The 12774-nt window shown below is 49.1% G+C and carries 11 protein-coding genes; 1 reads left to right on the plus strand and 10 read right to left on the minus strand.

Features of this window, described 5'->3' with window-relative positions; translation table 11 throughout:
* Positions 1-16: 16 nt before the first annotated feature.
* From purH to pcrA, 6 genes are all read right to left on the minus strand, one after another.
* Positions 17-1564 carry a bifunctional phosphoribosylaminoimidazolecarboxamide formyltransferase/IMP cyclohydrolase gene (purH, locus tag A1sIIB142_RS05000; protein WP_095693904.1) on the minus strand — a complete coding sequence of 516 codons (1548 nt, stop codon included), beginning with the start codon at positions 1562-1564 and terminating at the stop codon, positions 17-19.
* Positions 1557-2129 carry a phosphoribosylglycinamide formyltransferase gene (gene purN / locus A1sIIB142_RS05005; RefSeq protein WP_095693905.1) on the minus strand — a complete coding sequence of 191 codons (573 nt, stop codon included), beginning with the start codon at positions 2127-2129 and terminating at the stop codon, positions 1557-1559. Before purN ends, purH begins: the two co-directional genes overlap by 8 nt.
* Positions 2126-3178, minus strand: a complete 1053-nt coding sequence (locus tag A1sIIB142_RS05010) for a cell division protein PerM (RefSeq protein ID WP_223299179.1) — start codon at positions 3176-3178, stop codon at positions 2126-2128. Before A1sIIB142_RS05010 ends, purN begins: the two co-directional genes overlap by 4 nt.
* 40 nt (positions 3179-3218) lie before the next feature.
* Entirely contained in the window at positions 3219-4100 is an 882-nt protein-coding gene (gene sucD / locus A1sIIB142_RS05015; RefSeq protein WP_095693907.1) for a succinate--CoA ligase subunit alpha, read from the minus strand.
* Positions 4100-5266, minus strand: coding sequence for an ADP-forming succinate--CoA ligase subunit beta (gene sucC / locus A1sIIB142_RS05020; protein WP_095693908.1), 1167 nt, complete (start codon positions 5264-5266; stop codon positions 4100-4102). The genes sucD and sucC overlap by 1 nt, the downstream gene beginning before the upstream one ends.
* A gap of 65 nt (positions 5267-5331) precedes the next feature.
* A complete protein-coding gene (gene pcrA / locus A1sIIB142_RS05025; protein WP_095694159.1) occupies positions 5332-7575 on the minus strand; it encodes a DNA helicase PcrA in 2244 nt (747 codons plus the stop codon).
* A 28-nt stretch (positions 7576-7603) separates the two neighbouring features.
* On the opposite strand from pcrA, the gene A1sIIB142_RS05030 reads away from it, so the two are divergent.
* Positions 7604-8329: a PIG-L deacetylase family protein gene (locus A1sIIB142_RS05030; protein WP_095693909.1), complete on the plus strand. Its 726-nt coding sequence runs from the start codon at positions 7604-7606 to the stop codon at positions 8327-8329.
* A 7-nt stretch (positions 8330-8336) separates the two neighbouring features.
* Here A1sIIB142_RS05030 and A1sIIB142_RS05035 read toward each other — a convergent pair whose 3' ends face one another.
* The 4 genes from A1sIIB142_RS05035 to guaB are packed head-to-tail and all read right to left on the minus strand — an operon-like array spanning position 8337 to position 12757.
* Positions 8337-8981: a peptidylprolyl isomerase gene (locus A1sIIB142_RS05035; protein WP_223299180.1), complete on the minus strand. Its 645-nt coding sequence runs from the start codon at positions 8979-8981 to the stop codon at positions 8337-8339.
* A gap of 5 nt (positions 8982-8986) precedes the next feature.
* Entirely contained in the window at positions 8987-10537 is a 1551-nt protein-coding gene (gene guaA, locus A1sIIB142_RS05040; protein ID WP_095693911.1) for a glutamine-hydrolyzing GMP synthase, read from the minus strand.
* Positions 10527-11639 carry a GuaB3 family IMP dehydrogenase-related protein gene (locus A1sIIB142_RS05045; protein WP_095693912.1) on the minus strand — a complete coding sequence of 371 codons (1113 nt, stop codon included), beginning with the start codon at positions 11637-11639 and terminating at the stop codon, positions 10527-10529. The genes guaA and A1sIIB142_RS05045 overlap by 11 nt, the downstream gene beginning before the upstream one ends.
* Before the next feature lie 2 nt (positions 11640-11641).
* Complete coding sequence (gene guaB, locus A1sIIB142_RS05050) at positions 11642-12757, minus strand: IMP dehydrogenase (protein ID WP_095693913.1); 1116 nt, start codon at positions 12755-12757, stop codon at positions 11642-11644.
* Positions 12758-12774 lie beyond the last annotated feature (17 nt).

Consider the following 12774-nt stretch of genomic DNA (forward strand, 5'->3'; position numbering starts at 1 on the left):
TATCTTAATCGTTGCTCTAGGCGTGCGAGAAATGTCGGGTTCCAGTGAAGAACATCGCTATCCCAGCCTTAGTTGCAGCAGCAATCACTTCCTCATCACGAACGCTGCCACCCGGTTGCACGATTGCTATCACCCCGGCTGCGCTAAGAATCTCAAGACCATCAGCAAAAGGGAAGAATGCATCGGAAGCGCCCACACTTCCTGCAACGCGAGCTCCAGCGCGATCAACGGCCAGTTTTGCAGAGTCAACCCGGTTTACTTGCCCCATTCCAATTCCTACGGCTGCGCCATCTTTAGCAAGAAGAATGGCGTTGCTCTTCACAGCGCGAACAGCGCGCCATGCAAATTCAAGATCACGCATGACATCGGGTGAAGGTGCGGTGCCAGTTACTTGCTTCCAATTCTTTGGATAATCACCATCGGCGGTAATGAGATCAGTCTCTTGCACTAACACGCCACCTGAGACTGGGCGAATTTCTAGAGGGGAGATTTGAGTATGAGAGCAGGTAAGAATTCGAATGGATGGTTTCTGTTTCAATATTTCTAGCGCCGCGCTCTCATATTCTGGCGCAATAATTACTTCAGTAAATACTTCGGAGAGAGATTGCGCCATCGCAGCAGTCACCGTGCGATTTGCCGCAACTACCCCGCCAAAGGCTGAGACCGGATCGCATAGATGTGCCTTTGCATAAGCATCAGCGATATCTGTTCCAACTGCGATGCCACATGGGTTGGCGTGCTTAATGATTGCCACGCATGGTTCGACATGATCTAACGCCGCGCGCCAAGCTGCATCAGCATCGGTGTAATTGTTAAATGACATCTCCTTGCCATGTGATTGCACTGCATTCACAATTCCCGGTGGGCCACCACGATAAATGGCAGCTTGCTGATGTGGGTTCTCACCATAACGAAGGGAATTCTCGCGCTTGAAAATTAGACCAAGCCAATCAAGATCTTGAATCTCATCGCTCACTGTTGAGCCAAGCCAACTTGCGATGGTGAGGTCGTATTCCGCAGTTGTGCGAAATACTTCCAGAGCAAGTAACTTTCGCTCTTCATCGCTAAATCCACCGGTTTTTATGGATGCAAAGAGCTGGTCATATTGCGATGTATTGCAGATAACTGCAACAGAACCATGGTTCTTCGCTGCCCCGCGCAACATTGATGGGCCACCGATATCAATCTGCTCAATACATTCGGCAAAATCAGCACCCGAGGCAAGTGTTGCTGCAAACGGATACAAGTTAATGACAACAAGATCAAAGGGTTCGATATCAAGATCGGCAATTGCTTTCAGATGTTCTGGATTATTCTGATCGGCCAAAATTCCTGAATGAATCTTCGGGTGCAGAGTCTTCACGCGACCACCCATAATTTCTGGAAAACCGGTATAGGTGCTCACCTCGGTTACTGGTATTCCAGCGTCCTGGAGTGTTTTGGCAGTAGAACCGGTGGAAAGTATTTCAACGCCAGCATCATGTAGAACTTTGCCAAGTTCGAGCAAACGCACTTTGTCATAGACGCTGACTAGCGCCCTACGAATCGGTTTGCGATTAGCCATTCTTCTTCTCCTGCGTAGCCAGTATCGATGCAATGGTCGCAACGATGAGACCTCGTTCCAGAATCTTAATGCGCTCGTGTAGAGACTCCTCGGTTTCCGCACTTACTATCTCGAGTTTTTCTTGAGCGATGATTTCCCCGGTATCTAACCCAGCATCAACCCAATGAATTGTTGTGCCGCTTTCAGTGGCTCCTGCTTGCAGGGCGTCACGAACTGCATGAGCACCTGGAAAGAGCGGCAGAAGTGAAGGATGGCTGTTAATGATCTTAAATCTTTCAACTGTCTTAGCTGAGAGTAAGCGCATGAACCCAGCGCTAACCACGAGGTCAGGCTTGAGTGCGCCAAGGAGTGTCTCGAGCTCTCGATCCCATTGTGTGCGATCGGCCATCATAGGAACAACAAAAGACTCAATCTGCACTGCTTCTGCTCTGGCAATAACGTGAGCATCTTTCTGATCAGAGATGACTGCCACAATATCTACATCAGCCAAAGTTGTTGAGCGCGCATCGAAAATTGCCTGTGCCAGCGTTCCACTTCCCGAAGCAAGAATGACAACTCGCTTCACCGAGCGCCTCTATTTAATATCTTATTGCTAATTAGAATTGTCAGGGCTAGGCCAATTCCCATTTCGAGGGCGATGGAGAGTGCGAACTTCCAGATTGAAACGCCCATGGCGCCCATCTCTGCGGTAATCAGTGATCCACTTGCAAGATAGCCAAGAAGAACCAGACCAACGACTGTAAAGAGATAGCTCTGGATGATCGCGCGGAAATCGAAATTTGCCGTCAGATAACCTAAAAGTGCACCAAGGCCAATAAAGAAAATTAATCCAAAGAGTGCAAGAGGTTTTGGGCCCACTGGAAGAATTCCAAGAAGTGGCAGGGCTGGAATCTCGCCCAAGCTATAGGAATGTGGTGAAATCAGAGTTCCGGCGCCAACTGCCAATCCAGTTCCTGAAAAATAAGACGCGCCGGCAATGGCAGCATTCGGTAGATAGAGAATATTGAGAAAGAGAAGTAGCACTCCACCAAAGATTCCGGGCTGTAGCGAGGTCGTAATTGTTCTCACCTGAGAAAAATTGATGAAGATAAGTACTGATACGACGATAAATGAAACTCCTAGGAGAACTGATAAAACTCGAGCACTCATTTGAAGTGGGCGTGATGGCACTACCCGACTACCCACTGTCAGAGTTGAAATCAGAGCGATGGCAAATGCAAAGAGTGGGGCTAGATACCACTGCACTGCAACCGTGTTTGATCTGCTCATGAACGCCAAAATGGTGACAAGTAGTGCATAAATGATTGAGAAGTTAAGTCTCACAACATTAAGGTCGTGGTAATCACCCTTAAGTCGCTCGAGAGCGCGCGTAAATGAGGAGCGAATAACAAGAATTGGCAGAACTACTGCACCTATAGGCAAGTAGGTGAGATAGCCAGCAACACCAGTTGGCGGAAGGGAGAGTTGAAATGGAATGTGATGAGCGCCGAGCCAGATCCAGAGCGCTCCACGTATGGGATCTGTAGTTGATCCACTCGCGCTACCGGCTGTAGACCAAGCAATCAGTGCAATAAAAGAGAATGGCAGCAGCAGAAGTGCAGCACTACGAAACACATGAGACAACGAGACCAGGAGGACGCGTTGCATCGTGGAATTAACGACCTAGTATGTCGCGCATTAATTGCGCAGTTTCACTTGGTGTTTGTCCAACTCTCACGCCAGCTGCTTCAAGTGCATCTTTCTTAGCTTGCGCAGTACCTGATGAACCAGAAACGATGGCACCAGCATGTCCCATAGTTTTTCCTTCAGGGGCGGTGAATCCGGCAACGTAACCCACAACTGGCTTGGTGACATATTCAGCGATAAATGCAGCTGCCCGCTCTTCGGCATCGCCACCAATTTCACCAATCATCACAATTGCAGTTGTTTCAGGATCATCTTGGAATGCTCGTAAGCAATCAATATGTGTAGTTCCAATAACTGGGTCTCCACCAATACCAACAGCTGTTGAGAATCCAATATCGCGAAGTTCGTACATCATCTGGTAGGTAAGAGTTCCTGACTTTGAGACCAAGCCAATCGGTCCACGCTTTGTAATATCTGCTGGAATGATGCCAACATTTGATTGTTCGGGGCTAATCAGTCCTGGGCAGTTAGGGCCGATGATTTGCGTGGTGCCTTTTTGAAGAGAGTAGGCATAGAAGAATGCTGAATCATGCACCGGAATACCTTCAGTGATGACAACAACAAGCGGCATCTTGGCATCAATTGCATCAATAACTGCTGCCTTGGCAAACTTTGGCGGCACGAAGACCACTGAAACGTTGGCCCCCGTCGCTGTCATTGCCTCAGCTACTGTGTTAAATACTGGAAGTGACTTGCCATCGATATCGACTGACTGTCCACCCTTACCAGGTGTCACCCCGCCAACAACGTTGGAACCTGATGCCAACATGCGGCGGGTGTGCTTGGTTCCTTCAGAACCAGTCATTCCTTGAACGATTATCTTGCTTTCTGAATTAATAAAGATTGACATTACTTGGCCGCCAATTCTGCAGCACGTGATGCTGCTCCATCCATAGTCTGCGCCTGCTCCACTAATGGGTGGTTAGCTGCGCTAAGAATTGCACGTCCTTCAATAACGTTATTTCCATCGAGTCGAACAACGATTGGCTTCGTTGCTTTCGGTCCAAGTAGTTCCAGGGCTTGAACGATGCCATTTGCAACCGCATCACATGCAGTGATTCCGCCAAAGACATTAACTAATACGCTCTTCACATCTGAATCACCAAGAATGATGGAGAGCCCGTCGGCCATCACTTGGGCTGAAGCACCGCCGCCGATATCAAGGAAGTTCGCTGGGCGCATTCCACCGAATTTTTCTCCAGCATAGGCAACAACATCGAGGGTGGACATCACAAGACCGGCGCCGTTTCCAATGATGCCAACTTGGCCATTATCAAGCTTGACGTAGTTCAGCCCCTTCTCTGTGGCAGCTGCTTCTAGCGCATTGGTGGAGTCGTGATCTACCAGAGCCTCATGATCTGGTTGGCGGAAATCAGCGTTCTCATCAAGAGTTACCTTTCCGTCAAGTGCGACAACACGACCATCTTCTGTCTTTACAAGTGGATTTACTTCAACGAGCGTGGCATCTTCTGATTGGAAAGTTTCCCAAAGTTTGACCAGCACATCTGCAACTTGCGCCGCAACATCTGCGGGAAATTGTGCTTGGGTAACAATCTCTATCGCCTTTGCCAATGAAATTCCATCGACGGCGCTCACTGGCACCTTTGCTAATTTCTCTGGCGCAGTATGTGCAACTTCTTCAATATCCATACCGCCGGCAACCGATGCCATCACAAGAAATGTGCGGTTAGATCGATCAAGAAGTATGGAAACGTAATATTCATCAACGATAGGTGCGGCCTGAGCAATCATTACTTTATGAACAGTGTGGCCTTTAATATCCATTCCAAGGATGGCTCCTGCTTTTTCCTTTGCATCATTTGCGTCAACTGCCAGCTTTACACCGCCAGCTTTTCCGCGCCCACCAACTTTTACCTGCGCCTTAACAACTACTTTGCCACCCATCTTGGCGGCTGCATCGTGTGCTTGATCTGCTGTTGTAGCGACTGCTCCTTGTAATACTGGAACGTTATGCTTTTCAAAGAGATCGCGTGCTTGGTATTCGTAGAGATCCACTAATGGGCTCCTTCAGGTGTGGCTAATGAGCAGGACGTGTATGCCCCTAATCCTAAAGGCTTAATTTATAGTGCTGTGACAGGGGCATATCGAAGCAACAGGCGTTTATCACCGTAGGCGCCGAAGTTAATGGTCGCCTCTGATTTATCGCCCTCGCCAGCAAGTGAAACGACGGTGCCAAGTCCGAATGTGTCATGTGACACACGCTGTCCCACGACAAGAGCCATCGCTGTTGATTTCTTTCCCGTGGCTCGTGGCGGTGGCCCTGATGGAAGTCGAGATTTCTTTACACCGGATGAGGATGTAATAGATGAACGAGCTTCGCTATTCCATTGAATAAGTTCAGCGGGAATCTCATCGAGGAATCGAGATGCCGGGTTGTATTTAGGTGTTCCAAAAGTTAAGCGATATTCAGCGCGAGAAATGTAGAGACGTTTCTCCGCCCTAGTAAGACCCACATAGGCAAGTCTGCGCTCTTCTTCAATCTCTTTCGGATCATCGAGGGTGCGGGCATGAGGAAATATTCCATCTTCCATCCCGGTAAGAAAGACCGTTGGAAATTCCAAACCTTTAGCCGTGTGCAGAGTCATGAGGGTGACAACTCCCCCATGATCGGCTCCATCTGGAATTTCATCGGCATCGGCCACAAGTGAAACTTTCTCCAGGAATCCTGAAAGTGAAATCTCTTCATCTTCAATGAGCTCTTCCAATGGGCGCTCTTCATAATCCATCGAGGCAGAAACAAGTTCCTTCAGGTTCTCCACTCGCACTTCATCTTGCGGATCTGTACTTGCCTCAAGTTCAGTAAGCAACCCAGATTGCTCAAGGACTGCTTCAATAATCACGGAAGGTTTTGTCTTTGCTTCCACCAGAGTTTGCAGAGCTGTGAGCATGGAGGTGAAGGAACTAATGGAGTGGGCAGCTTTATTTGGCACTGCTGTTGCCTCTTTTACTCGCAAAAGCGCGTTCCAGAATGAAATGCCGTGCAATTCGGCGAACAACTCAACTTCTTCCAGGGCGCGATCTCCAATACCCCGCTTAGGAAAGTTAATAACTCGACGCAGTGAAACTTCATCATCAGGATTGGCCAGCACCCGAAGGTATGCCAATAGATCCTTTACCTCTTTGCGCTCATAGAATCGCAGCCCACCAACGACTTTATATGGAATTGCTGCGCGCATAAACACTTCTTCGAAGATACGAGATTGGGCATTTGTGCGATAGAAGATGGCGGTATCGCCCGGGTTTGAGTGGCCCATATCCTGCAGTGAGCGAATCTCGCCCTTAATGAATTCAGCTTCGTCATACTCTGATTCCGCAACATATCCAGTCAGTGGCGCACCTGCACCAGCATCTGACCACAGATTCTTCTCTTTGCGAGATTCATTCTTAGTGATGACCGCATTCGCAGCGCTTAGAATATTCTGGGTGGAGCGATAGTTCTGTTCAAGTAAGACCGTAGTTGCGTTCGGGTAATCAACTTCAAATTGCAGAATATTTCGAATTGTTGCCCCACGAAAGCCATAGATAGATTGGTCGGCGTCTCCAACAACGCAGAGCTCTGCCAGTGGGAAGCCGTCTCCTTCAACGCCGGTAAGTTCCTTTACCAATTGATACTGGGCATGATTTGTATCTTGGTACTCATCAATTAAAATATGGCGAAAGCGAGAACGAAAGCGAGCTTTGGCTTCAGGGAATTTCTGCAATACCTGAACAGTCTTCATGATCAAGTCATCAAAATCCATGGCGTTGGCCTGCTGCAGCCGCTTTTCATAGAGGGTATACACATCGGCGACGATGGTCTCAAATTGATTGCTAGCCAGACTTAAGTATTCATAAGGAGTCTGTAATTCATTCTTTGCATTAGAAATCAGATTCTGGAATTGGCGCACTGGATAACGCTTGGAATCAAGGTTGAGCGTCTCCATGACTCGTGAAATGAGCTTCTGAGAATCGGCTGAGTCATAAATACTAAAGGTGCTGCTGTAGCCAAGTCGTTCCACCTCTTGGCGCAACATGCGCACACACGATGAGTGAAAAGTAGAGACCCACATTGACTTTGCGACCGGGCCAACAAGTTCAGTGACCCGCTCTTTCATCTCACCGGCAGCCTTATTGGTAAATGTAATCGCCAAGATTTCATAGGGACGCACATCGCGTCTAGCCATAATGTATGCAATTCGGCGTGTAAGCACGCGCGTCTTTCCAGAACCAGCACCTGCCACAACCAGCAGCGGTGATCTGGCATGGGAAACCGCCTTCTGTTGCTGCGGATTGAGTCCGTCTAGCAATGGGTCGGTCGCGCTCATGCCGCGGAGTCTATTAGGCTTGTGCATCATGGAGCCGATTGCAGATTCAGAGATCAAGCGCGTTTTAGTTATCAACGCCCACCCCGATGATTCAGATTTCGGAGCCTCAGGAACTATCGCCCAGTGGGTGAAGCAAGGCATTGAAGTCTCTTATGTGCTGTGCACAAATGGCGACCAAGGTGGCGAAGAATCTGGATTTACCAAAGAAGAGATGCCGGCAGTGCGTCAGCGAGAACAACGCGCTGCATGTGCCGCACTTGGAATCAGTGATGTCACATTCCTGAATTATGTAGACGGTCATCTTGAACCAACAATCGCGCTACGCAAAGATATTGTCAGACAAATTCGCCGTGTGAAACCAGATCGCATGATCTGCCAATCACCTGAGCGCAATTGGGATCGCATCGGTGCCAGCCACCCAGATCACTTAGCTGCAGGTGAAGCCACAATTCAAGCGGTTTATCCAGATGCCCGTAACCCATTTGCCTTTACAGATTTATTAGAAAAAGAAGGTCTACAACCGTGGAAGGTGAAAGAAGTCTGGATGCAGGGTCACGCACATCCAGATCACTTCGTTGATATCACCGACACATTCCACTTTAAATTAGCGGCGTTGAAAGAACATGCATCCCAGACATCACATATGGAAAACCTGGAAGAAATGTTGCGCGAATGGGGCCAGCGTAACGCTGGCTTAGGTGAACTTCCAGAGGGTCGAATTGCAGAAGCTTTTAAAATCGTTAATACAAACTAGTAACTAATTACTTAACAACTACTGATTCGATAGCGACTTTTATCTTTGGCGCACCGATTCCACTTGGATCATTAACCCCTTTAGATGCGATGTATTTCAAGACATCAAGGCCTTTTGTAATCTTTCCCCAAATTGAATATGAGGGCCCCAGAGCAGGTGAATCTCCAAATACGAGGAAGAACTGGCTGCCATTTGTATTTGGCCCAGCGTTTGCCATTGCCACGGTCCCTGCTGGATATGCCAAGGATTTACCTATCGGCAAATTTTCATCAGGATATGTAAATCCTGGTCCGCCAGCACCTTGCGCAGTCGGATCGCCACATTGCAACATTTCAAAGCCAGATACCGCTTCTCGATGACAGAGACTCTTGTTGTAGTAACCAGCTTTAGCTAGTGCGGTAATTTGAGTAACAGTAAATGGTGCCTTTGTATCGAGTGCTATTACTACATCTCCGCAGTTTGTTTTAAGTGTCATTGACTTGGGAAGAGGCTTAGCAGGCTTCTGTGGCGGAACTGTTTTTAAGGGCGTGTGCGCTTTAGCTGTTGTTGGCTTGCAGACTATTGGCGCAGCACTTGCCTGTGGCACAGAAATGAGTGCACCAGCTAGAACCAATACAGCTACTGCAATCGCACTTACTTTCTTCATTCTCATTCTTCCTATTCCCACTCAATGGTGCCAGGTGGCTTACTTGTGACATCTAGGACTACCCGATTTACTTCACGAACTTCATTGGTAATGCGGGTAGAAATTTTCTCGAGCACATCATAGGGAACTCGCGACCAATCGGCGGTCATTGCATCTTCACTTGAAACCGGACGCAGCACGATGGGATGACCATAGGTCCGCCCATCGCCTTGCACCCCAACACTTCGAACATCGGCCAACAGAACCACTGGGCACTGCCAAATTTCCCGATCAAGGCCAGCAGCTTTTAGCTCTTGCCGAGCAATGAGGTCTGCCTCGCGCAAGATATCTAAACGCTCTTGTGTTACCTCACCAATGATGCGAATGCCAAGGCCTGGCCCAGGAAATGGTTGGCGCCAAATAATCTCTTCCGGTAATCCGAGTTCAAGGCCGACCTGACGTACTTCATCTTTAAAGAGAGTGCGCAGCGGTTCAATTAAGGCGAACTTTAAATCATCGGGCAGGCCGCCCACATTATGGTGAGATTTAATATTGGCAGTTCCGGTGCCACCCCCAGATTCCACAACATCGGGATACAAGGTGCCCTGAACTAAGAATTCAACATCTCCACCAACGGCAATTTCGCGGGCTGCTGACTCAAATGAGCGAATGAATTCGCGGCCAATAATCTTTCGTTTTGTCTCCGGATCAATCACACCAGCCAGGGCGGAAAGGAACTGCTCCCGGGCATCAACTACAACGAGTTCAATTCCGGTTGCGGCAACAAAATCACGTTGGACTTGTTCAGATTCTCCGCTGCGTAGTAAACCGTGATCGACAAAGACACAGGTGAGTTGGTTTCCGACTGCCTTTTGCACAATCGCTGCAGCAACTGCAGAGTCAACTCCGCCAGAGAGGCCACAAATAACTCGCTTGCCGCCAATTGCAGCTTTCGCTTTAGCAACTTCTTCTTCGGCAATATTTGCAGTTGTCCATGATGGAATGCACCCTGCGATGTTGATAAGCCAATTCTGCAAAATCGCCTGGCCATGTTCCGAGTGCAGAACTTCTGGGTGAAATTGCACGCCAGCTAATTTTCCAGTTGCATCTTCAAAGGCGGCAATTGGGGTGTCGGCAGTGGATGCCGAGATGCTAAAGCCACGCGGTACTTCCGAGACAGCGTCGCCATGTGACATCCAGACTGAATGTGATGCGGGAAGTCCAGCAAAAATCTTAGATCCGGCCTTCACATCAAGTGGAGTACGACCAAACTCTGATTTACCGGTCTGGGCAACTACGCCAGCAAGGGTGGCAGCCATTGTTTGAAATCCGTAACAGATTCCGAAAACCGGAATGCCGAGTGCAAATATTGCTGGATCAACTTTTGGTGCGTGATCTGCATAGACTGAAGATGGGCCACCCGAGAGAATTATTGCCTCTGGGTTCTTTGCACTTACTTCAGCTGCCGTAATAGATGATGGAACTATCTCTGAATATACCTTCGCTTCCCGCACGCGACGGGCGATGAGCTGTGCATACTGCGCGCCGAAATCGACGACAAGTACTCCGTGCTTATCGGCCATGCTGCATAACGATTTCTACGCGCTGGAATGACTTCACATCTGAGTATCCGCAGGTGGCCATCGCACGACGTAGTGCACCAAATAAATTCATAGAACCATCGGATGCATGTGATGGCCCATTCAAAATTTCTTCCAGTGTTCCCGCGGTTCCCACATTCATGCGCTGACCACGAGGAACCTCAGGATGGTATGCCTCAGAACCCCAGTGCCAACCAAGACCTGGAGATTCGACAGCCTTGGCAAGTGCTGCGCCCATCATGACCGCATCTGCTCCGCATGCAATCGCCTTTGCAATGTTTCCAGATTTTCCAACGGCGCCATCGGCAATAACATGGACATAACGTCCGCCAGATTCATCGAGGTATTCACGACGCGCTGCTGCCACATCGGCAACTGCTGTTGCCATCGGAACTTGAATTCCCAAAACAGTTTGCGTGGTGTGAGCAGCTCCGCCGCCGAAACCAACGAGAACTCCAGCAGCTCCAGCGCGCATGAGGTGTAGTGCGCCAGTTGTCGTTGCAACCCCGCCCACAATCACTGGCACATCTAGTTCATAGATAAATTTCTTCAAGTTTAGAGCTTCATTTTCGGCGGCAACATGCTCAGCTGAAACTGTTGTTCCACGAATAACAAAGATATCTACACCAGCATCGATGACAGCCTTGTGAAGTTGGGCGGTGCGTTGTGGTGAAAGCGAGGCAGCAACAGTGACACCTGAATCACGAATCTGCTTAATACGTTCTTTAATAAGTTCGGGGCGGATAGGTGCGGCATAAATCTCTTGCATACGACGTGTGGCATGCTGATCTGGCATCGATGCGATTTCACCGAGTGGAATACGTGGATCTTCATATCGTGTCCACAAACCCTCGAGATTGAGAACTCCAAGACCGCCCAGCTTTCCTATCGCAATCGCAGTCTCTGGTGAGACCACTGAATCCATTGGCGCTGCAATCAGTGGCAGATCAAACTTATAGGCATCTATCTGCCAGGTAGTGGAAACATCTTCCGGGGTACGAGTACGACGACTTGGCACAATGGCGATATCGTCAAATGAATAGGCGTGACGGGCTCTTTTTCCGGGTGCGATTTCGTAATCCATGGCTATTTCTTCTTGCTGTAGTTGGGGGCATCGGCCACATGCAGAACATCATGTGGGTGGCTCTCTTGTAAGCCAGCTGCAGTAATTTGAATGAGGCGACCTTCACGTCGCAGCGTTTCGATATCGGGTGCACCGGCATAACCCATGCCGCTTCGAAGTCCGCCAACGAGTTGGTGAACAACATCTGCAACCGGGCCACGATAGGTAACTTTTCCTTCAATACCTTCGGGGACAAGTTTGTCTTCGGAAAGAACATCATCTTGCATATATCGATCTTTCGAATATGACTTCTGTTCACCGCGTGATTGCATCGCACCGAGGGAACCCATACCGCGGTATGCCTTGTATGTGCGCCCATCAATTTCTACAAGTTCGCCAGGAGATTCTGCGCACCCAGCAAGTAATGAACCGAGCATCACAGAGTGTGCACCAGCAACAATTGCTTTAACAATGTCACCAGAATATTGAAGCCCACCATCTGCAATGAGCGGAATGCCGGCTTTGTTACATGCTTTTGCTGCTTCAATAATCGCAGTCACTTGCGGAACACCCACACCTGCAACAACGCGGGTTGTGCAAATTGATCCGGGACCAACGCCAACTTTGACCGCATCGGCGCCAGCGTTGATAAGTGCCTGCGCACCTGCGCGAGTTGCCACATTGCCACCGATGATTTCAATGGTGGAAGAAAACTTCTTTATTCGTGCAATTGCATCGAGTACTGCGCGGTGATGTCCGTGAGCTGTGTCTACGACAACAACATCCACCCCGGCTTCAATGAGTGCTTGTGCGCGTGCAAATCCATCATCGCCCACACCAACTGCTGCCCCAGCAAGACCAACGTTTTTTACTAACTTCACATGCGTGACTTGCTCATCAATCGGCAAGTTACGGTGAATAATCCCAATTCCGCCAGCCTTAGCCATTGCTATTGCCATCGTGGATTCAGTGACGGTATCCATGGCCGATGAAACTAGTGGCACGGCCAAAGTAATGTTTCGAGTTAGGCGAGTGGAGGTATCTACTTCAGAGGGAACAACATCGGATGCATCAGGTAAAAGCAGGACATCGTCATAGGTCAGCCCGAGCATCGCGACTTTGTCGTTATCGCCGCTCATGAGCCCTCCGTACTGTG

This window comes from Candidatus Planktophila versatilis (assembly GCF_002288345.1).
Lineage (GTDB): Bacteria > Actinomycetota > Actinomycetes > Nanopelagicales > Nanopelagicaceae > Planktophila > Planktophila versatilis_A.

What these genes read in the sequence shown, in the direction of transcription:
- A1sIIB142_RS05045 (WP_095693912.1), bottom strand. Translation starts at nt 11,639, where the DNA reads ATGGATTACGAAATCGCACCCGGAAAAAGAGCCCGTCACGCCTATTCA.
- guaB (WP_095693913.1), bottom strand. Translation starts at nt 12,757, where the DNA reads ATGAGCGGCGATAACGACAAAGTCGCGATGCTCGGGCTGACCTATGAC.
- purH (WP_095693904.1), bottom strand. Translation starts at nt 1,564, where the DNA reads ATGGCTAATCGCAAACCGATTCGTAGGGCGCTAGTCAGCGTCTATGAC.
- A1sIIB142_RS05030 (WP_095693909.1), top strand. Translation starts at nt 7,604, where the DNA reads ATGGAGCCGATTGCAGATTCAGAGATCAAGCGCGTTTTAGTTATCAAC.
- A1sIIB142_RS05035 (WP_223299180.1), bottom strand. Translation starts at nt 8,981, where the DNA reads ATGAGAATGAAGAAAGTAAGTGCGATTGCAGTAGCTGTATTGGTTCTA.
- sucD (WP_095693907.1), bottom strand. Translation starts at nt 4,100, where the DNA reads ATGTCAATCTTTATTAATTCAGAAAGCAAGATAATCGTTCAAGGAATG.
- pcrA (WP_095694159.1), bottom strand. Translation starts at nt 7,575, where the DNA reads ATGAGCGCGACCGACCCATTGCTAGACGGACTCAATCCGCAGCAACAG.
- guaA (WP_095693911.1), bottom strand. Translation starts at nt 10,537, where the DNA reads ATGGCCGATAAGCACGGAGTACTTGTCGTCGATTTCGGCGCGCAGTAT.